Genomic DNA, 25,728 nt, shown 5'->3' with positions numbered 1-25,728 from the left:
TCCGTCGGTTTAAGGGGTTCGATGAGTGATCTGGGTGGGGGCTACAACCCCCAGGGCTCGCAGCCGTGGCACCCAGGCGACCCCGGATACGGCGGTACGCCCGAGGAGCAGGCCGCCGCGCAGCAGGCGGCCTGGCAGCAGCAGAACCAGTACGCGCAGGACCCGTACGGCCAGCAGCAGCAGACCGGTGCCTGGCAGCAGGTCGGCCAGCAGCAGCACCAGCAGCAGGGGCAGTACGCGCAGGACCTGTACGCCCAGCAGCAGGCTCAGCAGCAGCAGTTGTGGCAGCAGCAGCAACAGCAACAGCAGGCCCAGGCCCAGCAGGCGCAGCAGCAGACCGGTGCCTGGCAGCAGGTCGGCCAGCAGCACCAGCAGCAGGGTCAGTACACCCAGGACCCGTACGGCCGGCCGCAGGCTCAGCAGCAGCAGATGCCGCAGCAGGGCCAGCAGCAGTGGCAGCAGGGCATGCAGCAGGGGCTCCAGACGCAGGGGCTGCGGCAGGCCGCCCAGCAGACGGGCCTCCAGCAGCAGGGGATGCCGGCCCAGGGGCTCCAGCAGGGCATGCCGCAGCAGCAGGGCTTCCAGCAGCAGGGCGGGCCGCAGGGCTTCCCGCCGGGTGGTCAGCCGGGGCAGCCCGGTCGGCCCGGGCCGGGTGGGCCGCTCGGGCAGCAGGCCCAGCAGCCGTTCGGGCAGCAGGGCCAGCCGGGCCAGCCGGGGCGTTTCGGTCAGCAGCAGGCCGCCGGCCGTCCGCCGGTGCAGCAGCAGCGATCGGCCCCCGCGCCCGCCGGGCCCGGGCCGGACGGGATCGACTGGGAGGCCGAGGCCGCCGCGCTGGAGCACGGCGGGCCGGCCGGGGCCGGTGCGCCCGCCGTGACCGAGCCGGAGCCCGAGGTCTGGGCCGAGGAGCACGGCGAGGAGTACGAGGACGAGTACCACGAGGAGGGGCAGGGCTCCTTCCTCGGCGAGCAGGACACCTCCCGCGAGGGCGAGCGCAAGCGCAAGGAGAAGGGCAAGGCCGCCGGCCGCCGCAACAGCGGCGCCTGCCTGGTGGTCGCGCTGGTGCTGCTCGGCGGCCTGGGCGGGGCCGGTTGGTGGGGCTACGGCTTCTACCAGCGGCACTTCGGCCCGCCGGCCGACTACGCCGGGGCGGGCACCGGCTCGGTGTCGATCCAGATCAAGCCGGGCGCGGCGGGCGAGCAGATGGGCCAGACGCTCTTCGAGGCGGGCGTGGTCAAGTCGGTCAAGGCCTTCTACAACGCCTTCGTGGCCAACCCCAAGGCGTCCACCATCCAGCCCGGTGCCTACACCATGCACCACCAGATGTCGGCCGAGTCCGCCGTCGCGCTGCTGGTCGACTCCAACGGCGGCAACGCGCTGGTCATCCCCGAGGGGAAGAAGGCCGCCGACATCTACACGATCATCGACGGCAAGCTGAAGCTCAACAAGGGCACCACCGCCCAGGCCGCCCAGGCCCACGCGGGCGAGCTGGGCCTGCCGCAGTACGCGAACAACAACCCCGAGGGCTTCCTCTTCCCGGCCAAGTACTCGATCACCGAGGGCATGAAGCCCGAGGACCTGCTCAAGCAGATGGTGGCCAACGCCACCCAGCACTACAAGGACCTCAACCTGGACGGCAACGCCCAGAAGATCGGTCTGAACAACGGCTACGAGGTGCTCACCGAGGCGAGCATCCTGCAGGCCGAGGGCAACAACGACCAGGACTTCGGCAAGATCGCCCGGGTGCTGTACAACCGCCTGAAGACCAACGCGACCCAGGGCAAGCTCCAGCTGGACACCACGCTCCAGTACAAGCTGGGCCGCACCAACTTCACCAAGGCGGAGAAGGACGGCGACAAGAGCCCGTACAACACCTACGTCAACAAGGGCCTGCCGCCGACCCCGATCTCCAACCCGGGTGACGAGGCGATCCAGGCGGTGCTCAACCCGACCGCGGGTGACTGGGTGTACTTCGTGGCGCTCTCGCCGACCGAGACCCGCTTCTCCACGACCTTCGACCAGTTCAAGAAGGACGTGAAGGACTACTGCTCGGCGCACAACCAGGGCTTCGACGAGGCCCAGGGCATGTGCAAGTAAGCACCAAGCGAACTGAGCGCGACCTGATCTGACACAGGGGGATCCACCGTGACACCGCAGCACCGGGCCGCCGTCCTCGGCTCGCCGATCGCGCACTCGCTCTCGCCGGAGCTGCACCGGGCGGGCTACGCCGCGCTCGGGCTGGCCGACTGGGAGTACGGGCGGCACGAGGTGGACGAGGCGGGGCTGCCGGCCTTCGTGGCCGGGCCGTTCGCGGAGCCCGGCTGGGCCGGGCTCTCGCTGACCATGCCGCTCAAGCGGGCGATCATGCCGCTGCTGGACGAGATCAGCCCCACCGCGCTCGCGGTGGACGCCGTCAACACCGTGGTGCGGCAGGCCGACGGGCGGCTGCGCGGGGACAACACCGACGTGCCCGGCCTGGTCAACGCGCTGCGCGAGCGGGGCATCGAGCGGGTCGAGGCCGCCTCGGTGCTCGGCGCCGGGGCCACCGCCTCCTCCGCGCTGGCCGCGCTGGCGCAGATCTGCGACGGCGAGGTGACGGTCTACGTGCGCAGCCCCGAGCGGGCCGCCGAGATGCGCGAGCTGGGCGAGAAGCTGGGCCTGGCCGTCCGGGCCGCCGACTGGGAGCGCTCGGCGGACGCGCTGGCCGCGCCGCTGACCATCTCCACCACCCCGGCGGGGGCGACCGATGTCTTCGCGCCCGGCGTGCCGGAGCAGCCGGGGGCGCTCTTCGACGTGCTCTACCACCCCTGGCCGACCGAGCTGGTGGCCGCCTGCGCGAAGCGCGGGGCCGTGGTGCTCGGCGGTCTCGACCTGCTGGTGCACCAGGCGGTGCTCCAGTTCGAGCAGTTCACCGGCGTCCCGGCCGGCCCGCTCGCGGCGATGCGCGCGGCGGGCGAGGAAGCGCTGCAGTGCTAGATCCGCACGGGGAGTGACGGAGAGCGGTCCGGATCTGACAGAGATGGACGGTAAACAGGTCAGCCGTACGTCCGACCGGTGGACTCCGGGCTGGACCGCCCACTCGCCCCGGAGCCCGAAACCGCTGGTCGGCCGGGGTGCGCGCGGCTACTGGAACCCTGCTGTCCGCCACACGGACCGTGCACCTGCCCGGTCGCCGGACGTGAAAGGATCGGGTTCAGAGCGCGGGCACCTGCTCACCGGTGCCCGCCGGACGAACGCCTGGTCGGCCCGCCGCAGCGCAGGGCCGCTGACGAAGGAGCTCCGTTGGGTACGTTGCGCTGGCTGACGGCGGGGGAGTCGCACGGCCCCGCACTGGTCGCGACGCTGGAGGGTCTGCCCGCAGGTGTGCCGGTGACCACCGAGATGGTCGCCGACGCGCTGGCGCGGCGCCGGCTCGGCTACGGCCGGGGCGCGCGGATGAAGTTCGAGCAGGACGAGGTGACCTTCCTCGGTGGCGTCCGGCACGGCCTCACCATGGGCAGCCCGGTCGCGATCATGGTCGGCAACACCGAGTGGCCCAAGTGGGACCAGGTCATGTCGGCCGACCCGGTCGACCCCGAGATCCTCGCGGGCCTGGCCCGCAACGAGGCGCTGACCCGCCCCCGCCCCGGCCACGCCGACCTCGCGGGCATGCAGAAGTACTCGATCGACGAGGCCCGCCCGATCCTGGAGCGCGCCAGCGCCCGCGAGACGGCCGCCCGGGTCGCGCTCGGCGTGGTCGCCCGCTCCTACCTCAAGGAGACCTGCGGCATCGAGCTGGTCTCGCACGTGGTCGAGCTGGCCGCCGCCAAGGCCCCGGCCGGCGTGCTCCCGCTGCCCTCCGACGAGGCCCGCCTCGACGAGGACCCGGTGCGCTGCCTGGACGCCGACGCCTCGAAGGCGATGGTCGCCGAGATCGACCAGGCCCACAAGGACGGCGACACGCTCGGCGGCGTGGTCGAGGTGCTCGCCTACGGCGTGCCGGTCGGCCTCGGCAGCCACGTGCACTGGGACCGCCGCCTGGACGCCCGCCTGGCCGCCGCCCTGATGGGCATCCAGGCGATCAAGGGCGTCGAGGTCGGCGACGGCTTCGACCTGGCCCGGGTGCCCGGCTCGCAGGCCCACGACGAGATCGTCCCCGGCCCGAACGGCGTCCAGCGCACCTCCGGCCGCTCCGGCGGCACCGAGGGCGGCCTCTCCACCGGTGAGCTGCTGCGGGTGCGCGCCGCGATGAAGCCGATCGCCACCGTGCCGCGTGCGCTGCGCACCATCGACACCCGCACCGGCGAGCCCGCCGCCGCGCACCACCAGCGCTCCGACGTCTGCGCCGTGCCGGCCGCCGGCATCGTGGCCGAGGCGATGGTCGCGCTGGTGCTGGCCGACGCGGTGAGCGAGAAGTTCGGCGGCGACAACGTCTCCGAGACCCGCCGCAACGTGCAGGGCTACCTCGAGAACCTGATCGTCCGATGAGCCCCGTGCTGGTGCTCGTCGGCCCGCCCGGCAGTGGCAAGTCCACTGTCGGGCGGGTCCTGGCCGAGCGCCTCGGGGTCGGCTTCCGGGACACCGACGCCGACATCGAGGCGCTCGCCGGGAAGCCGATCGCGGAGATCTTCGTCGACGAGGGCGAGCCGTACTTCCGCGAGCTGGAGGTGCGGGCCGTCCGCGAGGCCGTGGAGACCCACGAGGGCGTGCTGGCGCTGGGCGGCGGCGCGGTGATGGCCGAGGCCACCCGCAAGCTGCTGGCCGACTGCCGGGTGGTCTACCTTGAGGTGGCGCTCGCGGACGCCGTGAAGCGGGTCGGCCTGGACGCGCCGCGCCCGCTGCTCGCCGTCAACCCGCGCGCTCGCTGGCGCGAGCTGATGGAGGCCCGGCGCCCGCTCTACCTGGAGGTCGCCACCGCGGTGGTGGACACCCAGGGACGGGAGCCGGAGCAGGTGGCCGAGGCCGCCCTGGACGCACTGGATTTGAGGAACTGATGACTGACACCGTCACCATCCACGTCGGTGGCAGCGCCGGCCACGACCCGTACGACGTGCTGGTGGGCCACCAGCTGCTCGGCGAGCTGGGCGGCCTGATCGGCACCCAGGCCCGCCGGGTGGCGATCGTGCACCCGGAGGCCCTGGAGGCCACCGCCGAAGCCATCCGTGAGGACCTCGCGGGCGAGGGCTACGAGGCGATCCTGCTGCAGGTGCCGAACGCCGAGGAGGCCAAGAGCGCCGAGGTCGCGGCCTACTGCTGGTCGGTGCTCGGGCAGACCGGCTTCACCCGCTCCGACGTGATCGTCGGCCTCGGCGGCGGCGCCACCACCGACCTCGCGGGCTTCGTCGCGGCCACCTGGCTGCGCGGGGTGCGCTGGGTCTCGATGCCCACCACCCTGCTCGGCATGGTCGACGCCGCCGTGGGCGGCAAGACCGGCATCAACATCGCCGAGGGCAAGAACATGGTCGGCGCCTTCCACCCGCCGGTGGGCGTGCTGGCCGACCTGGCCACCCTGGAGACCGTGCCCAAGCACGACTACGTCTCCGGCCTGGCCGAGGTCATCAAGTGCGGCTTCATCGCCGACCCGGCCATCCTCGACCTGATCGAGGCCGACCCGGAGGGCGCCAAGACCCCGGCCGGCCCGCACACGGTGGAGCTCATCCGCCGGGCCATCCAGGTCAAGGCCGACGTGGTCTCGGGCGACCTCAAGGAGGCCGGCCGCCGGGAGATCCTCAACTACGGCCACACCCTGGGCCACGCGATCGAGCGCAACGAGCGCTACAAGTGGCGGCACGGCGCGGCGATCTCGATCGGCATGGTCTTCGCGGCCGAACTCGGCCGGCTGGCCGGGCGGTTGGACGACGAGACGGCCGACCGGCACCGCTCCGTGCTCGCCTCGGTCGGCCTGCCGCTCACCTACCGGGCGGACGCCTGGCCGAAGCTGCTCGATGCCATGAAGATCGACAAGAAGTCGCGCGGCGACCTGCTGCGCTTCATCGTGCTCGACGGCCTGGGCAAGACCTCCGTCCTGGAGGGCCCGGACCCGACGCTGCTGGTCGGCGCCTACGCGGAGGTCTCCGCGTGACCACTCGCGTCGTGGTGCTGAACGGGCCCAACCTCGGCCGCCTCGGCAGCCGGGAGCCCGACGTGTACGGCGCCACCTCCTACGCCGGCCTGGTCGAGCGCTGCACCGCGCTCGGCAAGGAGTTCGGCTTCGAGGTGGAGGTCCGCGAGACCAACTCCGAGCAGGAGATGGTCGAGTGGCTGCACCGCGCGGCCGACGAGCGCACCCCCGTGGTGATCAACCCGGGCGCGTTCACGCACTACTCGTACGCGATGCGGGACGCCGCCGCCCAGCGGACCGCCCCGCTGATCGAGGTGCACATCTCCAACCCCTACGCCCGGGAGGCATTCCGGCACACCTCGGTGATCGCCGCCGTCGCCTCCGGCACCATCGCGGGCTTCGGCCTGGGCAGCTACGAACTGGCCCTCCGGGCCATCGCGGAGCAGCTGGCGACGAAGTAGGGGGAACGCGTCGGCGGCGGCGCGCGTTGGCCTGACAGCAGGTCAGCGAGGGTGACCAGCCGCCGGTACGACTGTGTCAGCCCGGTGGCGGACTGTGCCCGCCACCGGGCTGACGTGTAGTGTCCCGATCGGGAGCACGTCCGAGCCCGCCGGGAGGTGAAGTGACGCAGTACACGGAGGGCGGCCACCTGCCGCCGCGCCCGCTCGCGCCGCCGCCGTACCAGGCCGCCGCGCCCGTGCCGGTGCCCGCCGCCGGACCGGCTGCGCCGGTCGCCGGGTCGGCCCTCGCACCGGGTGTGCCCGCTGCGCCGGTCGCTCCGTCGGCTGGTGGCCCGCAGGCGCCGGGGCCGGCCCAGGCCGCGGGTGCCGGGCCGACTGCCGGTGCCGGGCCGGCCACCGGTGCGGTGCCGGGCACCGGGCACTTCCCGATGCCGCCCGCCCACCCCGTGTACCCCTCGGCCGCCGGGCCGCTGGCCGTGCTGCTGATCGGGCCCGCCGGGGCGGGCAAGACCAGCGTGGCCCGGTACTGGGCCGAGCGGCAGCCCACCGCGACGGCGCACGTGAGCCTGGACGACGTCCGCGAGTGGGTGCAGGCCGGCTTCGCCGACCCGCAGTCCGGGTGGAACGACGCCTCCGAGGCGCAGTACCGGCTGGCCCGCCGCACCTGCGGCTTCGCCTGCCGCAACTACCTGGCCAACGGCATCTCCTGCATCATCGACGACGCCGTCTTCCCCGACCGCCCGGCCGTCGGCCTCGGCGGCTGGCACCGCCACATCGGCCCCGGCATGATCCCGGTGGTGCTGCTCCCGGGCCTGGACGCCGTGCTGGCCCGCAACGCCCGCCGCTCCGGCAACCGCCGCCTGCGCGACGAGGAGGTGGCCCGGATCCACGGCCGGATGGCCGGCTGGTACAACTCCGGGCTGCCGATCATCGACAACTCCTCGATGGACATCCCCACCACCGCCGCCGCCCTCGACCAGGCGATCGCCGCCCGCCTGACGGCCCGTTAGTCGGTGCTGCGGGCGGTGACCAGGCCGGTCTCGTAGGCCGCGATCACCGCCTGGGCGCGGTCGCGGACCCCGAGCTTGGCGAACAGCGCGGTGATGTGGTTCTTCACGGTGGAGACGCTCAGCGCCAGCTCGACGGCGATCGCGGCGTTGTCCAGGCCGGCGGCGATCAGCCGCCAGATCTCCAGCTCACGGGGGGTCAGGCCCTCGGCGGTGGCGGTGGGGGCGCCCGTCCGGGCGGGCTGCGGGGCCCGCACGTACGCGGCGATCAGGCCGGTGAGCAGCCGCGGGGCGACGGCAGCCTCGCCCGCGTGGACGGTGCGGATCGCGGCCGTCAGCTCCTCGGGCGAGACGTCCTTGGGCAGGAAGCCCGAGGCGCCGGCCCGCAGCGCGGCCACCACGTACTCGTCCAGGTCGAAGGTGCTGAGCGCGAGCACCCGGCAGCCCGGCAGCTCCTCGGCCAGCCGGGCGGTGGCCGCCACCCCGTCCATGACCGGCATCCGGATGTCCATCACCACCACGTCCGGCCGCAGCTCGTGCGCCAGCGCGACGGCCCGCTCGCCGTTCTCCGCCTCGCCGACCACCGCGAAGCCGGGGTCGGGAGTAAGGATCAGCGCGAGACCGCGCCGGACCAGCGGCTGGTCGTCCGCGATCAGCACGGTGATCCGCTCGGCCGCCCGCTCGGTCATACCCGGTTCCTTCCGGTTCAGGTGGCGGCTGCGGTCGGGGCGAGGGGGAACCGGCCGAGGACCAGGTAGCCGCCCTCGGCCGGCGGACCGGCCGTCAGGCTGCCGCCGTGCAGGGCCACGCGTTCTTTCATCCCGACCAGACCGTACCCGGCGCGCCCGGACGTCGGTTCAGCGGGTGGGCCGCCCGCGCCGTCGTCCCGGACCTCCACCAGCAGCTCCTCCGGCCGGTAGGTGAGCTCGACCACGGCCCGGGCCCGGCCCGCGTGCTTGCGGGTGTTGGTCAGGGCCTCCTGGACGATCCGGTACACCGTCAGACCCAGGGTCGGCTCCAGCGGCCGGGCCTCGCCGACCACCCGCAGCTCGGTCGGCAGCCCGGCCCGGACGGAGTCCTCGATCAGCTTGCCGAGCTCGTCCACCCCGGGCTGCGGGGCGTCGGGAGCCGTCCGGCCGGGCCCCGCCTCGTCTCCCGCCCGCAGCACGTCGAGCAGCTGGCGCATCTCGCGCAGGGCCAGCCGGCCGGAGGACTCCAGGGTGACCAGGGCCTCCCGCACCACCTCGGGGTCGCGGCCGAGGTTGGCCCGGGCGCCGCCCGCCATCAGCTGCATGGTGGTGATGTGGTGGGCGACGATGTCGTGCAGCTCACGGGCGATCCGGCGCCGCTCCTCGGCCACCGCGCGCTCGGCGAGAAGCCGGCGGTTGTCCGACACCTGCTGCTGCCAGCGGCGCACCGCCACCGCGGTGACGGCCACCATGGCCGCCGCCACCGTGCTGCTGAGCGCGTCCGACCAGGTCAGCGCCCGATCGTGGGTCTGGGTCAGCAGGACGACCAGCGCCGCCCCGACGGTGGCCGCCGCCCCGAGGGCCGGGCGGCAGAACCGGACGGCGGTGTAGAGCGCCACGGCCGGCGCCGCCCCGAAGTGGGTCAGCTGTGGCTCCGAGAGGTTGAAGGCCGCCCCGATCGCCAGCACCGCCCCGAGCACCGGGGCCGGCCACCGGCCCCGCACCAGCAGCGGTAGGGCCGCCAGCACCAGCAGCAGGCAGCCCGGCACGCTGACCGGCAGGCCCTCGCCGGAGTTGCCGAGGGTGTACCCCAGCAGGTCGACCGCCGCAGCGCCGACGGCCACCAAGGCGTCGGACCGCGTCCACGGTGCCTTGTCCACGTGTTCCCTCTGTCCCTCTGGCCTGCGTGCGCTCTGGCCTGCGTGTTCCGCTGTCGGTCCAGTCTCCCAGGGCCGGGGCGGCCCCGACCGGGACGTGAGGAGGGCCTTGGACCAGTACTCCGGTCCTGGTCCGGGGCCCGGACCCGGTGCCCGGGGCCCGGCGGCGGATCCTCCCTGGCCAGGACGCGATCGGGGGTGCCCGGCTGATGGTCTTGAAGAGGCCCGGGAGCACCCGGCGCCGTACCCCCTGCCATGGGAGAACCACCGTGATCCGCGCCCTCACCGGGTACTCGACCAGGAACCCCTGGAAGGTCATCCTCATCTGGGTCCTGCTGGGCATCACCCTGACCGGCGTGAGCGGGACGCTGATGTACCGCGTCACGCAGACCCAGACCGGCGACTTCCTGCCCCGCGGCTACGACTCGGCCGCCGCGCTGCGGATCGCCGAGGAGCGGTTCGGCGTCAAGCCCGACGCGAACGCCGTCACCGTGCTGGTCGCCCGCACCGACGGCGCCAAGCTCGGCGAGGCCGACCAGCGCAAGATCGCGGCCTCGGCCGAGAAGCTCGCCCACCAGCGGGTGGTCACCCCGAAGCTGAAGGACGACGCCCCGGCCTTCCTGGGCGAGGACTACTCGCAGACGCCCTCGGTGCAGTCGCTGATGCTCGCCCCCGACGGCCGGTTCCAGCTGCTCTCGGCCGGCCTGGTCGGCAACTCCCTCGACCCGGCCCTGCAGCGCACCTTCAAGGCCTTCCGCGACTCGGCCCGGGCCGAGTTCGCCGCCCAGGGCCTGCGCACCGGCTTCACCGGCGGGCTCGCCGACTCGGTGGACGCCGCGGACGCGGACGAGGTCGCCGGGAAGATCACGGGGGCGCTGGTGATGGCGCTGATCGTGCTGCTCAACGTGCTGGTCTTCCGGGGCGTGCTGGCCGCGATCCTGCCGCTGATCGCCGTCACCCTGATCGGTGGCGCCGCCAGCGGGGCGGTGATCGGCATCGCGATGCTCACCGGGGTCAAGCTCGACCCGGGCACGCCCATGCTCATCCAGGTGGTGCTGATCGGCATCGGCGTCGACTACCTGATCTTCCTGCTGTTCCGCTTCCGCGAGCGCCTGCGGGCCCGGCCCGAGGCCGACCGCAAGGAGCTCGCCGGCGAGACGGCCGGCCGGGTCGGCACCGCGATCACCTCGGCCGCCCTCACCATCGTCGCCGCCTTCGCCACCCTCGGGGTGGCCAGCTTCGGCCAGTTCCGGGTGCTCGGCCCGGCGATCGCCGTCTCCGTCCTGGTGATGCTGCTCGGCAGCCTGACCCTGATGCCGGCCCTGCTGGCCGTCTGCGGCCGGAAGATGTTCTGGCCCTCGCGGGCTCTGATGCTCGAACCCCGTCCGGGCGTGGCCGCCCGCCTCGCCGACCTGGTCACCCGTCGTCCCGTGCTCGCCGCCCTGGGCTCGCTCGCCCTGCTCGCGGCGCTGGCCGCCGGCGTGATCGGCATCCGGATGGACTACGGCTTCGGTTCGGACGGCCCGAAGACCGCCGCCACCGCGACCGCCGCCGAGATCTCCCGTGCCCTCCCGGCCGGCGTCTCCGATCCCACCACGGTCTACGTGACGGCCAAGGACTCCGCGCGGCCCCTCGACGGGCCGGCCGGGCTCGACGGGCTGGAGCGGGCGCTCGGTGCGGTGCCCGGGGTCGGCAAGGTCGGCGCCACCACGCTCTCCCCGGATCACCGGGCGGCCAGGATCGACCTCTACCTGACGGCCGATCAGCAGTCCCAGCAGGCCCGCGACCTGGTGGCCGGTCCGTTGCGCGCCGCCGTCGCGGCCCACACCCCGGCCGGGCTCACCGCCCACCTGGGCGGCACGGCCGCGATCTTCACGGACGTGGCCACCGTCGTCGACCACGACCTGCGGATCGTCTTCCCGGTGGCCGCCGCCCTGATCGCGCTGATCCTCTTCATGCTGCTGCGGAGCCTGCTCGCCCCGGCCGTCCTGCTGATCTCGGTCGGCCTCTGCTTCGCCGCCACCCTCGGCGCCTCGACCCTGGTCTTCCAGCATGCCGCCGGCAACCCCGGGGTGGCCTTCACCCTGCCCCTGGTGCTCTTCCTCTTCGTCGTCGCCCTCGGCACCGACTACAACATCCTGATCACCGACCGGATCCGCGAGGAGATGGCCCGGCCCGGCTCCGCCCGCTCCGCCGTGGCCCGCGCCCTGCGCCACACCGCCCCGGCCATCGCCACCGCCGCCCTCGTCCTGGCCGGTTCCTTCGCCGCCCTCGGTGCCACCCCGGCCAGCCGCCAGGTCGGGTTCGCCACCGCCCTGGGCATCCTGCTCTCCGCCTTCCTGCTGTCCATGGTGCTGGTACCCGCCGTGGCCACCCTGCTGGGCCGCAGCATCTGGTGGCCGCTGCGCCCCCGCTCCACCCCGGAGCCGGCCGCCCCTCCCCGCGAGCCGGCCCACGCGGCGCGGTACTGAACCCGGGTAGGAATGGTTGTACTCTTGCAACAGTTGCAGGAGTACAACCATTGGGGGTGTGCCATGGTCGAGCTCAGCTCTCGGCGGCGGGCGGCCGTGCTGGCCATCTGCTGCATGAGCCTGTTCATCGTCGGGTTGGACAACACGATCGTGAACGTGGCGCTGCCGTCGATCCAGCGGGAGCTGCACGCCTCCGTCTCCGGTCTGCAGTGGACCATCGACGCGTACACGCTGGTGCTCGCGAGCCTGCTGATGCTGTCCGGCTCCACTGGAGACCGGATCGGCCGCCGCCGGACCTTCCGGGCCGGTCTGGTGCTCTTCACCCTCGGCTCGCTGCTGTGCAGCCTGGCGCCGGGGCTCGGCTGGCTGGTGGCGGCCCGTACCGTGCAGGCCGTCGGCGGCTCGATGCTCAACCCGGTGGCGATGGGGATCATCACCAACACCTTCACCGAGCCGCGGGAGCGGGCCCGGGCGATCGGGGTCTGGGGCGCGACGGTGGGGGTGAGCATGGCGCTCGGGCCGGTGGTCGGCGGGCTGCTGACCGGGTGGTTCGGGTGGCAGGCGATCTTCTGGGTGAACATCCCGGTCGGGCTCGCGGCGCTGGTGCTGGCCGGGCGGTTCGTGCCCGAGTCGCGGGCTGAGCGGGCCCGCCGGGTCGACCCGGTCGGGCAGCTGCTGGTCATCCTGCTGCTCGCCTCGCTCACCTACGGGATCATCGAGGCCCCCGAGGCCGGCTGGACCTCGGCCCGCACCCTCGCCTGCTTCGGCCTGGCCCTGATCGCGCTGCTCGCCCTGCTGGGCTACGAGTCGCGCCGGGAGGAGCCGCTGATCGAGCTGAAGTTCTTCCGCAGCGCGCCGTTCTCCGGCGCCACGGTGATCGCGGTCTCCGGCTTCGCCTCGCTGGCCGGCTTCCTCTTCCTCAACATCCTCTACCTGCAGGACGTCCGCGGCTTCAGCGCGCTGCGCGCCGGGGTGTACACCCTGCCGATGGCCCTGATGACGGTCGCGTTCGCGCCGCTCTCCGGCCGGATCGTCGGCAGCCGCGGCCCGCGCCTCCCGCTTCTGGTGGCCGGGGTCTCGATGGCCTGCGGCGGGTTCCTGCTGACCGGGCTCACCGTCGGTACGCCGACCTGGCGACTGCTCACCGCCTACACCGTGTTCGGCCTCGGGTTCGGCATGCTGAACTCGCCGATCACCAACACGGCGGTGTCGGGGATGCCGCGCAGCCGGGCCGGGGTGGCCGCGGCGGTGGCCTCCACCAGCCGCCAGGTGGGGCAGTCGCTCGGGGTGGCCGTGGTCGGCTCGGTGGTCACCTCCGCCGTGCACGGCCCGCTGAGCACCGGCTTCACCGCCGCCAGTCACGCCGGCTGGTGGATCACCACCGGTTGCGGGGCGGCGGTCTTCCTGCTCGGTATCCTCACCACCGGCCGGTGGGCCCAGCGGACCGCCGAGCGCACCGCCGCCGGCCTCAGCCCCGAGCGGACCAGAACGGCGGTCACCACCTCGTGAACGTGAACATCCCGGCCGACGAGACTCGCCCGCCCTCGGCTGAGGCCGAGGACCCCACGGTGCAGGCGGCCACCCGGATCTGGGCCGCGATGTCCGGCCTGGTGTTGGAGCACGGCGACCGCCGCAAGCAGGTCAGCGACGCCCTCGGCCTGAGCTTCGCCCGCGCCAAGGCGCTGCGCCGCCTCGTCCCCGGCCCGTTGACCATGCGCGAGCTAGGCGCCAAGCTCACCAGCGACAAGGCGTACACCACGCTGATCGTCGACGACCTGGAGGAGCGCGGCCTGGTCGAGCGCACCGTCCACCCCGAGGACCGCCGCTGCAAACTGGTCACCCTCACCGCCCCCGGCCGAGCCGCCGCAGCCCGGGCCGACCGGATCCTCGCCCGCCCCCCGGCCGCCATGCTGACCCTCCCCCCGGCGGACCTGGCCACCCTGGAACGCCTGCTGACGGTCCTGCGCGAGGGCGAGGACTGAGGCCGGGTGCCCGTCGGCGGGGCCAGCCGTGCGGTGCCTGTGACACAACGAGGGTGGCTCATCCCTCTCTGTGCGGTGAGGGATGAGCCACCCTTTAGTGCGGGGCAGTCAGGTCACTGGTTGTTGTAGATGGTCTTGACCTGCTCCTTGGTGAGGACGTAGGGGTAGGTGCGGACGTCGGCGATGTTGCCGTGCACCTGGTTGCTGGTGGCGCCGCCGGTGAGCTTGACGCCGCCGATGGTCAGGGGGCCGGAGGCGGACCAGGAGTTCTGGTCAGTGTTGGGGACGCCGGCGGAGCCGGCGTACTCGCCGTTGACGTAGAGCGTGAGCGAGCCGTCAGGACCCTTGGTGTCGCCGGGGGTGTAGGTGCCGACGAGGTGAGTCCAGTTTCCCGAGACGGCCTGCGGGTTGCTGTGGGCGATGTACTGCGTAGCTCCGGATGAGTCGGTGGACGTGGTCAGGAAGGTCCAGGCGTTGAGGGCCTTGTTGTACTGGAGGTAGAAGGCGCTCGTGTTCGTGCCCGCCTGGGAGACGAAGGTCTGGTAACTGGCGACGTTGTCGAGCTTGACCCAGGCGCTGACCGTGTAGGCGCTCTTGGTGTCGACGGCGGTGCCTGCCGCTGTTGCCATTCCGCCGTCGAGCCGCAGGGAGCCGGTGGAGCCGGGCATGGACGGCAGCGGCGTGCCCCAGGACACCGGGTCGGTGACGGTGAGGTTGTTGAAGTTGTTGGCGTCGGTCCTGGTCTGGGAGAGGGTCCACTGGTCGTCGCGGCGGGTGAAGGCGACGACCGGGGCGCCGGGCTTGCTCGGGTCGGTGACGCCTGCCCAGGTGGTGATCTGGTTGGTCGTGCTGCCCCGGGCCCAGAGGTCGGGGACGTCGTCGCTGGTGAGGCTCGCGGCGCCGACGACGGGCCAGTCCTGGACAGTCACTCCGGTGCCGATGGGTGTGGCGGGGTATTGGTCGATCTTGGTGACGATGGTGTAGCCGGTGGGGTTCGCCTTGTCGGTGGCGGTGCCGAACTCCAGCGCGTACTGGTAAATGTCGCCGGCGTGGACGGTGCCGGCGTCACTGCGGGCGCGGACCCACAGGGTCGGCGTGGCGGGGGACTTGGTGTCCAGTGCGTCCCCGGGAACGATGAGGTCGTAGTTGCCCCAGCTCCGGTCTGTGGTGAGCTGGATGGGACTGGCGAAGTCGGCGATCGTGGTCGGACTGGTCACCTGGCCGATCCCGGCGGGGTAGTACCAGAGGTTTCCCTTCTCGATGACGAGGAGGCCGGTCGCGTTGGTGAACTTGCCGTCCGGGGTGAGGGTGGTGGTGGGCGAGCCGATCGGGGTGATCTGGCTGACGGTGGCCCAGCTCGTGGCGGGTCCGTAGTCGTCTGGGCCGCAGTTGGGCGCGGGGATCGGCTGAGTGGGCTGGACTGCCTGGGACGTCTGGCAGAGTGGGCGGTTGAGCGTGGTGGGGTCCTTGGTGAAGGTTCCGTTGAGCGTGTGGCTGTTCTTCAGGTAAGTGAGATCCGGGCCGCCGTTGTCCATGTTGGCGTTGTTGGGGTCCTGGTGGGCGAAGACATCGTCCACGTTCCGCGAGTTGTCCTTCGAACCGCGGTGGCTGATACGGAACTTGTTCCAGCCGATGCGACTGTCCGGGGTGTTGCTGACGGGGGGTGCCTGGTCCTTGGTGGCGACCACCCCTGGCGCGTTGGGAAACCCGCTGATGCCGGGGACGGTGGCGGGGGCGCTGAAGGTGAGGGCCTGGCTGTAGTCGAGGAGGTCACCGTTGGGGGCTGGGGCCAGGACGTCGGGGCGTGCGTCGCCGGAGAAGTCCCCGTAAGCGAGGGGGACGGGGGACCAGGGCACGTAGAACGAGAACGCGGTGGACGCGCTGATGTTGCCGGCCCTGTCCATCACCTGCACGTAGATGACGTTGGTGCCCCAGTGCGTGGCCCGGACCGGCAGGCCGGTGGCGTTGATCCCCGCCGACGCGCCGCCGGGGACCCAGGTGGGGGAGACCCAGCCCCAGTTCGGAGCGGGGGCCGGGTCGTAGCTCCAGCGCAGCGCAGCGATACCGGAGGCAACCTTTCCGTTTCCATGGGGATCGGGGGCGTCGTTGGCCTGGAACTTGATGTAGCCGGTCTCACCGGTGTGTATGGGGCTGTCCTGTCCGTTGCCGGACGGGGGGAGCTGCAGCTTGCCGGTGTCGACCAAGTCGTTCTCGGAGGGGAGAGTAAGGGTCGGCGGCGTCAGGTCGACGGCGAAGTGGCAGACGGGTGCGGTGGGGCTGTAGGCGATGCCGTCGTTGGTGAAGGCGTACCAGCCGTAGTAGTGGCCGTCCTTGAGGGAGTTGGCGGGTAGTTGGTAGCTCGTGGTGCCGCCGTTGGGGACGGGGTTGCCCCAGCCGTTGTTGTTGAGGTCGGTGGGGACGGTGTTGTCCCAGATGTGCGCCCACTCGTTCAGCAGGGGTGCCGGCTGGGTCGGGGTGGAGACCGTCGACTGGAGGGCGGTGGTGTCGGTGTTGATCCAGCCGTAGCTGGAGGCGGGGACATCGGCGCAGGATTCGACGTCGGTGGTGGTCAGGCCGACGCCGCCGATACCGGTGCCGAAGATCCTGGGCGGGGAGGGTGCGGTGTGCAGGTTGGTGGGGATGTTGGGGTAGAGGTCGTAGACGACGGTCAGGGCGGGGCTGGCGTTGAAGTACTTGAGGGCGAAGGGGTTGTCCTGGTCGCCGTAGATGCCGAAGGTCAGCAGGTCCCGGGAGTTCTTCGCGGCGTCGCTCATCGCGGGGGTGACGTTGAAGTAGACGGGCACGTTGCCGTAGCAGCCGTCGCCGCCGGAGCCCCCGACGTCCCGGGTCTCTTGGAGGGTGCCGTCAGCGGGCTTGTTCGACCAGCTGGTGTTGCCGTCGATCGCGGTGGTCGCGTAGGCGCTGACCGGGTAGGTCTGGGTGCAGCTGTGGTCGGCCGAGGAGTACTCGTTGATCTTGAGGGTGGCGCTGTTGACGAGGGCGTTGTGCCATCCCCGGACGTCGAACTGGTAGTAGCTGCGCTCGTAGGTGGTGGTGGTACAGGGATCGCCGTTGGGGTAACGGGTGCCGCACTGGCCGACGCCGAGGTGGTTGGTGTCGACACCCGGCGTGCTGCCGTTCGAGACCCGGGTCGGGTCGGCGCTCTCGGTCCAGGCCCAGGCCTGGAAGTTCGCGTCTCTGTTGGACCAGCTCGGGTCGATGTACACCGGGAACCGGGTACCCGGGTCCGTCAGGAGGTCCTGGCTCGGCGTCAGGTCGACCGTGCCGTTGCTCGCGGCGACCGGCATCGCGGCCACGGCAGCGCCGGCACCCGGGCCCGAGGCGCTGCTGGTGGCCGGGGCGCCCGGGGGCGGCGTGACCGGGTTCACGGGAGCCGGCGCGGAATCGCTGGGAGCGGCTGCGGCCTTGAAGGACCTGGCCATGGCCTTTGCGCCGGTGCCGGTCGAGGGCGAGTTGCCGGTGGTGGTGCGCGAGTCCCACATGATCGGGGTCGGGGCGGTGAAGACGGGCTTGCCCGTGGTGTCGTCGAGGGCGCTGATATTGCCGGAGCTGTCGGCGCTGACCTTGACGCCCTTGGCCGCGGTGGGCCAACTGAGCTTCCTGAGCGCCGGATTGGCGGCTGCGGCCGGGGTCTTGACGATGAGGACGGTGGAGAAGCCGCCCTCCTTCGTCACGGTGACCTTGAGGTCGGTGTCGGGCGCGACGTTCGGGTAGAGCGCGCTGTCACCGGTGGTGGTCGGCGCGGGCAGTGCGAACGGGGCGGTGATGGAGAGCTGCTGGCCGCCGGCGTTCGTCATCACGGCCAGCGGGCCGGCTCCGCCACCGGAGAGGGTGAGAACGGAGGAGGACGCCGTGGGTGACAGGGTGCCGTCGGGGCCAGCCGTGAGGGTCGCGTCGAGCGGTATCCAGGTGCCGTCGCGCTTCATGCGCTGGGGTTCGACCTGGCGGCTCTCGCGCAGGTGCCCGTCGGGCGTGGCGACGGTCTCCGAGTACTCCGTGGTGAGCGAGAGGACCGGGACGTCCTTCCCGTCGGCCTTGGCCTGGGCGAGCGCGGCGTCCACCACGGTGCCTGGCGGGCGCTCGCCCAGGTGCGTGGCGTCCAGCGCGGCGATCGCGGCCGCACTCGGCAGGCCGTCGTCATCGGCGTGAGCCGCAGGCGCGCCCAGTGACGTGGCCAGGCTGAGAGCGGCAACAGCCAAGGCGAGACGGGGCGGGGCTTGCGGGGGACGGTGACGGGGCGGGCGGGATCGCCTGGACATGTCTTCCTTGCCTTCTTCTTCGCGGGCCGATCCTGACGGCACGGCACTCCGGAACGACTCCTCCGATGCGCGGCACTGAACGGTCCTGAGTACAGAGATCAGCCGCATGCTGGCAGCACCCTCGGACAGCCCGAAAATTCGATCTTGACGGCATGTCCGAGTTGTTCATGTTGCCAATCCTTTGGCCACGATGTGATTCCCGTCACTCGTAAAGACTGGGTCAAGAACTGCTTCGCATGGGTCGTAGGCGCCTAGAGTCCCAGCAGCCCGCCCGGCCTTCGCCCGGCGGGTTTCTGTCGTTTCCTCACTCCAGGGGGGTTGAGTTGACTGTGCGTACATTCCGCACAAATCCCACATTCCACCGACGAAGTACCCGCTCACGCACCGCGATCGTCAGCGCGTTCGCCGTACTCGTCAGCCTGGTGGGCCCGATCGGGTTCGCGGCCGCCGCCACGCACCCGCCCAAGCTCTGGTCGCCCCCCGACACGCCGCTACCGAAAACGCCATCCATAGCGGTCGTCAACGCGGCCCACGGCGCCGCCGTCAAACCGCACTACCCGGTCCCCCCGACCGCACCGGCGACCCCGCGTAAGCCGGCCGCCGTAGCATCCGGGGCCGTCGACCTGTCGGCAGCCGGAACGGATTCTCCGGCACGGGCCGGAAGCCTTCCGATATGGATTTCCAAAACGTCAAAGACCGGCCCAGAAAAGACATCCCTGGCAGGTCGATTGACGATTCATCAGGCTGATTCCAAGGCAGCGCAGGCTGCCGGCATCGACGGTGTCCTCCTTCAGCTGGTGCCCGATTCCGCCACGGTCGGCGGCCCCGCCCAGGTCACGCTCGACCAGGCTGCGCTGGACGCGGCGGCCGGTGGAGCGTTCGCCCAGCGCGGCCGACTCGTCACCCTGCCCGCCTGCGCGCTGACGACCCCGCAGGTCCCGGCCTGCACCGTGCAGACCCCGCTCGCCACCCACGTCGACGCCGCGACCAAGCGCGTCGTCGCCGACGTCACCCTGCCCAGCGGAGCGAAGTCCGTCGCCGCTGCTGCGGGGCGTTCCGCCATGGCGTCGCCGCAGGCGCTCAACGCGGCGTCCGCCCCCATGATCGTCGCCGCGACCAACACGGCATCGGGCGGTGGCGGCGACTACAAGGCCTCCAGCCTCGCCCCGTCGGCCGGCTGGGCGGCCGGCAACTCCAACGGCGGACTCACCTACAACTACGGCATCCAGGTGCCCGCACCGCTCGGCGGCGCAGCCCCATCGGTCGCACTGTCGTACAACTCCTCCTCCGTGGACGGCAAGACGTCTGCGACCAACTCGCAGTCCTCGTGGATCGGTGACGGCTGGGACTACACGCCCGGCTTCATCGAGCGGACCTACCGGGCCTGCGACAAGCACGGCATCACCGGATCCGGTGACGAGTGCTGGGCCGGCAACAACGCCACGCTCTCCTTCGGCTCCCACTCGGGCCCGCTGGTGCACGACGACAGTTCTGGGGTCTGGCGCCTCAAGAACGACGACGGTACCAAGGTCGAGTTCCTCTCCGGTGCCAACAACGGTGCGAACAACGGTGATTACGTCAAGCTCACCGACACCTCCGGCACCGTCTACTACTTCGGTGCCAACTACCTGCCCAAGGCTGACGGCGGCATGCAGACCATGGGGGCGGCCAGCAACTCCGTCTCCACCGTGCCGGTCTACTCGCCGAGCAGCACCGACCCCTGCTACAACTCCAGCCAGGGGGCGGCGTCCTGGTGCCAGATGGCCTACCGCTGGGCGCTCGACTTCGTCATCGACCCCCACGGCAACCTGATCACCTACACGTACAAGCCGGAGACCGGCTACTACGCGCGCGGCGGTGGCCAGAACAACGGCAACGGCACCACCACCGCCTACACCCGCGCCAACCTGCTCTCGCAGATCTCCTACAACCAGCGCCAGGACGAGCAACTCGCCGCCGGCGACAGCCTGCAGCCCGCCGCCCGCGTTCTCTTCCGTGCCGACACCGAGCGCTGCCTCCCCGACTCCGGTTTCACCTGCGACCCGAGCCTGCGCACCGCGGCCAACGCGGACCGCTGGTACGACACCCCCGTCGACCAGGAATGCCAGGCCAGCGGCACCTGCACGCACTACAGCCCGACGTTCTTCACCACCAAGCGCCTGGCCAGCATCGCCACCCAGGTCCGCAAGAACAACGTCTGGTGGATCATCGACACCTGGACCCTCACCCAGACCTTCCCCGACCCACTCGACACCACCAGCCAGCGCACCCTCTGGCTCAACTCCATCCAGCGCGAAGGCAACACCACCGGCCCCGACATCTCCCTCCCGTCGATCAACTTCACCCCGGTGATGCTGCCCAACCGCGTCGACGGCATCGCCACCGCCGCCAACGGCGCAGCCTTCCCCGACATCAGACGCCCCCGGATCCAGCAGATCCAGACCGAAACCGGCGCCGTCCTACTCGTCGACTACAACCTCCCTGGCTGCTCACGCCTCAACCATGTGATGCCAACGAGCGAGGACGACAACTCGATGTCCTGCTTCCCGGTGAAGTGGACACCGCCTGGTGCCGTCGCCGGCACCGATCCGATCCTGGACTGGTTCAACCACTACACCGTCAGCGCGCTCACCACCGACGACCCCACCACCAGTGCCAACGACGGTGAGTACACGGCGTCGAAGACGGCGTACAGCTACGGCAAGCCGGGCTGGCACCGTGACGACAGCGAGTTCACCGAGACCAACGCCCGCACGTGGGGCGACTTCCGCGGCTACGGCACCGTCACCACCATCACGGGGAACGGCAACGACGGCCCGAAGGGCCGTACCACCACCACCTACCTCCAAGGTCTCGACGGGGACAAGACCAAGGGGGCACCCCGGTCCGTCCAGCTGACCGACGCGCTCAAGGAGAAGGTCACCGACGACGACTGGCTAGCCGGCCAGGTGCTCCAGACCGACACCTACGCCCAGGACGAAGCCAAGCCGACGGATCTCAAGATCGTCGCCAGTACCGTCAACCGCACCCTCAACCCCTACACCACCGGAACACACGCCAAAACCGGCAGCACCGCCCTCGACGTCCCCCAGGTCGCGCGCTACACCGGGACGACCATGGTCGCCACGGCGCTCGCCCTGAAGACCGACGGCACCTGGCGCACCAACACCAAGACCAGCACCTTGGACCCGTCCCACGGCAACCGGGCCAAGACCGTCCTCGATCAGGCCGACGGCCTGCCGGACCTGTGCACCCGTACTGACTACGCCACCGGACCCGACACGCAGCGCGTGGACCTGACCGACCGTGTAACCACCATCAGCGGCCAGGGCGCCTGCAGCGCGACACCTGCAGCATCGAATACTGTCTCCGACAGCAAGATCCTCTTCGACGGGCTGGCGTTCGGGAAAGCCGCAGCGACGGCGAACCCCACCAGCACCCAGATCCTCGATTCATACGACAGCTCGGGCAACCCCCACTTCACGCCGCAGACGGGTACCACGTTCGACCGCTACGGCCGCACGGTCACCGCAACTGCGCTGACCAGCACCGATTCTCAGCACCCGGGAGGCGCGACCGCCACGACCACCTACACCCCGGCCGCCACAGGTGAGCAGCCCGCGACGGTGACGATGTCCGCCCCGATCCCCGGGGCGTCCAGCGGTACGTGGGATACCACCACGACGTTCGACGTGCGGCGCGGTGACATGCTGACGAGCACCGATCCGAACGGCAAGACCGTCAAGCAGGTCACCGACTCCCTTGGTCGCACCGTCGCCCTCTGGTCCGCCGGCCGGACCGCCAGCGCGAACGCCAACCAGACGTTCACCTACACACTCGACCCCAACCATGCGCTGCCGCCGTACGTCACGACGAAGACCCTCACGATGGACTCCTCGGCGCCGACATACGTGACGAGCGTCCAGATCAACGACGGTCTCGGGCGGGCTCGGCAGACACAGAGCGACCCGTCGGCTTCCGGCTACACGGGTCGGCTGATCTCCGATACCTACTACGACTCCCAGGGCCGGGCCTACAAGACCAACACGCCCTGGTACAACGACCTCATCCACCCGAGCGGAACCCTGGTGGTGCCGAAGACCACTCCAGTGGAAGGCGACGCGACGGTCCCAGGGCAGACACTGAAGACCTTCGACGGCCTCGGCCGCACCGTCTCCACCAGCTTCCGCGCCAAGAACAGCATCCAGTGGACCACCACCACCGCTTACCCGGGCGTGGACCGCACCGACGTCACCCGGCCGGGCGGCACAGCCCCCAGCAGCACGTTCACCGACGCTCGGGGGCGCACCACGGAGCTGTGGCAGTACAACACGCCGACCCCGACCGGGAACGCGGGCGACGCGACCGTCACCCGCTACACCTACCGTTCGGACGGCAAGCCCGCCACCCGCACCGACGCGGCCGGCAACACCTGGTCCTACGGCTACGACCAACTCGGCCACCAGATCAGCTCCACCGACCCCGACACCGGCACCACCACCCAGACCTACGACGCGGCAGGACGCGTCACCACCACCACCGACGCCCGCAACCAGACCCTCGCCTACACCTACGACCTCCTCGGCCGCAAGACAGGCGAGTACAACGGCAGCATCAGCGCCGGCAACCAGCTCGCCGGCTGGACCTACGACGACATCGCCAAGGGCAAGCCCACCAGCTCTACCCGCTACACCGCCGGAGCATCCGGCCCGGCCTACACCAAGGCCGTCACCGGCTACGACGACGCCTACCGCGCCACCGGCACCAAGTACACCCTCCCCGGCAGCGAGTTCGGCCAGACCGACCCGTACACCTACTCCACCACCAGTGGCTTCGATCCGGTCACCGGCAACCTCAACTACACGATCATGCCCGCCGTCGGCGGACTCCCGTACGAACCCCTCAGCTACAAGTACGGTTCCTACGGCCTGCTCACCGACTACAAGGGCGTCGTCACCTACGACCTCAACACGGACTACGACGCCTACGGCCGCCCGGACCGCACGACGCTGAACCCGTGGGGTACCCAGGTCGTTGTCAGCACCGACTACGACCAGAACACCGGCCAGGTCCTGCGCGACTACGTCGACCAGCAGACCAACCAGCAAGGCCAGACCCAGATCACCGGGTATACCTACAACACCGCCGGGCAGATCACCTCCATCTCCACCACCCCCGACAACACACCCTCCGCCCGCGACCGGGAGTGCTTCACCTACGACCGCCTCGGCCGCCTCACCACCGCCTGGACCGACACCGGCGACATCACCCACCCACCCGCCATCCCGTTCTCCGTCCTCTCCCAGGGCGCCTGCGCCAACGCGACGCCCACCAGCGGCGCCGTCCCGCCCGCCAAGACCACCGTCAGCAAGGGCGGGAACCCCTACTGGCAGGAGTACCGCTACGACCTGACCGGCAACCGCACCACCCTCATCCAGCACGACCCGGCCGGTGACACCACCAAGGACATCACCACCACCCAGACCTTCGGCCAAGGCCCCAACACCAAGACCAGCAGTCCCAACCCGGACAGCGGCACCGGAGGACCGCACGCCCTCCTCACCTCCTCCGTCCAGACCGGCAGCGGCACCCCCGCTGTCAGCAAGTCCCAGTACGACACCGCCGGCAACACTGCCTTCGTCACCGACCCCGGCGAGTTCACCACCCTTCTCTGGGACCGCGAGAACAAGCTCGAAACCGTCGACAAGCGCACCCAACCCGGCAACACCCACTACGTCTACGACGCCGACGGCACCCAACTCATCCGCCGCTACGCCGGCAAGAGCACCTACTTCTTCGGTGCCGACGAGATCACCGTCGACAACAACGTCAAACCGAAGGGCATCACCGCCACCCGCTACTACCCGATGCCCAACGGCATCACCGATGTCCGCGTCGACGGCGGCGACCTGGTCGCGCAGATCGCCGATCACCACGGCACCGGCACCCTCTCCATCGACCTGAGCACCAACACCAAGACCCGCCGCCCGGTCGACCCGTTCGGCAACCCCCGAGGCACCCAACCCGCCCAGGGCACTTGGTCGGGTGACAAGGGCTTCGTCGGCGGCACCAAGGACGACACTGCCGGCTACACCAACCTCGGCGCCCGCGCCTACGACACCATCCACGGCCGGTTCATCAGCCCCGACCCGCTGCTCGACACGGCGGATCCGCAGCAGTGGAACGGCTACGCCTACAGCAGCAACGACCCGGTCAACCTCAGCGACCCCAGTGGCCTGATGGGCTGCCGCTCGTCCGATGAATGTGACGGTGGTACCCAGCTCGGAATGAACACACCGTCGAGGGAAGGACTGTCGACCACCGCGACGGCCACCAACGGTCATGACGCCGACGGCACCGGCCACCAGGCGCGCGGGACTCGCAGTGACGGTACGTGCTGCCGTATCCAGAAAGTCCTCGTTTACCCCGGCGTTGCCATCCCCGAGAACTGGGACAAGGGCGCGGATTTCACCGACGCCCTCTACTCCCGAATGCAGGACTTCTGTAAGGGCGACTGGGGAAAGAAGAGCTGCCCCTATACAAACCCGGACTATCCGGTCCAGGGCTACTCGCTTCAGATCACCGTCATGGGCGCGTGCGACGACATCGGCAAGGACAACTGTCCCAGCGACGTCTTCAACCTCAGCTCTCTGGTCCTGGCCGGTCTCGCAGACGGGATGCTCGTCGGGAATGAGGGCCCCGTCGGGATGCGCGGGCGTCTCAGCGCCGGCGCGCCGGAAGGCAAGCTGGCTGGCGTGCCTGGAATGGGCTCAATGCCAGTCAGGGGAGGAGCATGCAGAAACAGTTTCCCCGCCGGAACGCAGGTACTTCTTGCCGATGGAACCTACAAGTCCATTGAGAACCTGAAGGACGGTGACGTCGTCCTGGCGACCGACCCTCAGACAGGGGACACCCGCGGCCACGAGGTCACCGCAACGATCCGCACCCCAGACGACAAGGGGTTCACCACTCTGACCATCCGCGGTCTCGACGGAGCCGACCAGACCCTCACGTCGACCGACCACCACCCCTTCTGGTCGGAAACGCGGCACATGTGGCTCGACGCGGCCAGCCTAAGGGCGGGGGAGCGACTTCGGGCTAGCAGTGGTGCAACGGCAGAGGTGATCAGCCTTGTCCACCATGACTGGACGATGGTTGCATACAACCTCACGGTGGCCGACGTCCACACGTACTATGTGCTCGCCGGTGAGACTCCGGTTCTCGTCCACAACTCCGACCAGAACCCCTGGGATAATGCGATCGAATGGGAGAAGGGGCATCTTCCCGAGACTGGAGGGCCTAAAAACGGAATTCTGTACAAAAGATACCCAGATGCGGGTGGTGCACTCACCGGCTGGGGAGTGTATGACGAAAGTGGAAATCTAACATACCGCGTTGATCTTTTTGGTGCGGCACATAAGGGTGTCGAAACCCCTCACTGGCAGCCATACAAGACCAATGTCGCACCCAATGGGAAGGTGTACGTCAATAAGACCCCTGACGCCTTTCCTGGGACTGGTCCGGCTGGGGGTCCGCCTGTCGGGTGCCCGTTCTAAGGGCACATGGAGACGAAACGGCCACGGTGGAGCCCGCATTGTATGATTGATCTGTACCTGCTCCTGCGGAGTGGAATATCAACACTTC

At 70.6% G+C, this 25,728-nt stretch carries 14 protein-coding genes; 11 read left to right on the top strand and 3 right to left on the bottom strand.

The annotated features are described in order from the left end of the window. Window positions 1-21: 21 nt before the first annotated feature. The 7 genes from mltG (at window position 22) to CFP65_RS05255 (ending at window position 7,508) form a co-directional block, all read left to right on the top strand. Window positions 22-2,094, top strand: coding sequence for an endolytic transglycosylase MltG (mltG, locus tag CFP65_RS05285; protein ID WP_104814985.1), 2,073 nt, complete (start codon window positions 22-24; stop codon window positions 2,092-2,094). 48 nt (window positions 2,095-2,142) lie between these two features. Continuing rightward, a complete protein-coding gene (locus tag CFP65_RS05280) occupies window positions 2,143-2,973 on the top strand; it encodes a shikimate dehydrogenase (RefSeq protein ID WP_104814984.1) in 831 nt (276 codons plus the stop codon). Window positions 2,974-3,279: 306 nt separating this feature from the next. Then, window positions 3,280-4,464, top strand: a complete 1,185-nt coding sequence (gene aroC / locus CFP65_RS05275) for a chorismate synthase (RefSeq protein ID WP_104814983.1) — start codon at window positions 3,280-3,282, stop codon at window positions 4,462-4,464. Then, the gene (locus tag CFP65_RS05270) at window positions 4,461-4,970 is read left to right on the top strand and encodes a shikimate kinase (RefSeq protein WP_104814982.1); all 510 of its coding nucleotides are present in this window, start codon (window positions 4,461-4,463) and stop codon (window positions 4,968-4,970) included. Before aroC ends, CFP65_RS05270 begins: the two co-directional genes overlap by 4 nt. Continuing rightward, window positions 4,970-6,058 (top strand): 3-dehydroquinate synthase, encoded by a 1,089-nt coding sequence (gene aroB, locus CFP65_RS05265; protein ID WP_104814981.1) that lies wholly within the window; start codon window positions 4,970-4,972, stop codon window positions 6,056-6,058. Before CFP65_RS05270 ends, aroB begins: the two co-directional genes overlap by 1 nt. Then, window positions 6,055-6,498 (top strand): type II 3-dehydroquinate dehydratase, encoded by a 444-nt coding sequence (gene aroQ / locus CFP65_RS05260; protein ID WP_104814980.1) that lies wholly within the window; start codon window positions 6,055-6,057, stop codon window positions 6,496-6,498. Before aroB ends, aroQ begins: the two co-directional genes overlap by 4 nt. Before the next feature lie 161 nt (window positions 6,499-6,659). Then, complete coding sequence (locus CFP65_RS05255) at window positions 6,660-7,508, top strand: AAA family ATPase (RefSeq protein ID WP_104814979.1); 849 nt, start codon at window positions 6,660-6,662, stop codon at window positions 7,506-7,508. Here the strand turns inward: CFP65_RS05255 and CFP65_RS05250 are convergent. Both CFP65_RS05250 and CFP65_RS05245 read right to left on the bottom strand, forming a co-directional pair. After that, window positions 7,505-8,194, bottom strand: coding sequence for a response regulator transcription factor (locus CFP65_RS05250; RefSeq protein ID WP_104814978.1), 690 nt, complete (start codon window positions 8,192-8,194; stop codon window positions 7,505-7,507). The genes CFP65_RS05255 and CFP65_RS05250 overlap by 4 nt on opposite strands. Window positions 8,195-8,211: 17 nt before the next feature. After that, complete coding sequence (locus CFP65_RS05245; RefSeq protein WP_104814977.1) at window positions 8,212-9,354, bottom strand: sensor histidine kinase; 1,143 nt, start codon at window positions 9,352-9,354, stop codon at window positions 8,212-8,214. A gap of 266 nt (window positions 9,355-9,620) precedes the next feature. On the opposite strand from CFP65_RS05245, the gene CFP65_RS05240 reads away from it, so the two are divergent. The 3 genes from CFP65_RS05240 (at window position 9,621) to CFP65_RS05230 (ending at window position 13,804) form a co-directional block, all read left to right on the top strand. Further along, window positions 9,621-11,822 (top strand): MMPL family transporter, encoded by a 2,202-nt coding sequence (locus CFP65_RS05240; RefSeq protein ID WP_104814976.1) that lies wholly within the window; start codon window positions 9,621-9,623, stop codon window positions 11,820-11,822. A gap of 63 nt (window positions 11,823-11,885) precedes the next feature. Further along, on the top strand, window positions 11,886-13,331 hold the full coding sequence (locus CFP65_RS05235; RefSeq protein WP_104814975.1) for an MFS transporter: 1,446 nt from the start codon (window positions 11,886-11,888) through the stop codon (window positions 13,329-13,331). Continuing rightward, window positions 13,328-13,804 (top strand): MarR family winged helix-turn-helix transcriptional regulator, encoded by a 477-nt coding sequence (locus CFP65_RS05230; protein WP_254552242.1) that lies wholly within the window; start codon window positions 13,328-13,330, stop codon window positions 13,802-13,804. The genes CFP65_RS05235 and CFP65_RS05230 overlap by 4 nt, the downstream gene beginning before the upstream one ends. Window positions 13,805-13,917: 113 nt before the next feature. On the opposite strand, the gene CFP65_RS05225 is transcribed toward CFP65_RS05230, so the two are convergent. Next, window positions 13,918-18,024: a LamG-like jellyroll fold domain-containing protein gene (locus CFP65_RS05225; protein WP_158702045.1), complete on the bottom strand. Its 4,107-nt coding sequence runs from the start codon at window positions 18,022-18,024 to the stop codon at window positions 13,918-13,920. A gap of 788 nt (window positions 18,025-18,812) precedes the next feature. On the opposite strand from CFP65_RS05225, the gene CFP65_RS05220 reads away from it, so the two are divergent. Continuing rightward, entirely contained in the window at window positions 18,813-25,640 is a 6,828-nt protein-coding gene (locus tag CFP65_RS05220; protein ID WP_158702044.1) for a polymorphic toxin-type HINT domain-containing protein, read from the top strand. The last annotated feature ends 88 nt before the right edge of the window (window positions 25,641-25,728 follow it).

The sequence above is a fragment of the Kitasatospora sp. MMS16-BH015 genome (assembly GCF_002943525.1).
Classification (GTDB): Bacteria; Actinomycetota; Actinomycetes; order Streptomycetales; family Streptomycetaceae; genus Kitasatospora.
The sequence above is the reverse complement of the archived record's forward strand: the minus strand, read 5'-3'. Positions and strand labels throughout refer to the sequence as shown.

Excerpts from the sequence above, each read along its gene's own strand:
- CFP65_RS05235 (WP_104814975.1), top strand. The coding sequence starts at position 11,886 with ATGGTCGAGCTCAGCTCTCGGCGGCGGGCGGCCGTGCTGGCCATCTGC.
- CFP65_RS05270 (WP_104814982.1), top strand. The coding sequence starts at position 4,461 with ATGAGCCCCGTGCTGGTGCTCGTCGGCCCGCCCGGCAGTGGCAAGTCC.
- aroB (WP_104814981.1), top strand. The coding sequence starts at position 4,970 with ATGACTGACACCGTCACCATCCACGTCGGTGGCAGCGCCGGCCACGAC.
- CFP65_RS05250 (WP_104814978.1), bottom strand. The coding sequence starts at position 8,194 with ATGACCGAGCGGGCGGCCGAGCGGATCACCGTGCTGATCGCGGACGAC.
- mltG (WP_104814985.1), top strand. The coding sequence starts at position 22 with ATGAGTGATCTGGGTGGGGGCTACAACCCCCAGGGCTCGCAGCCGTGG.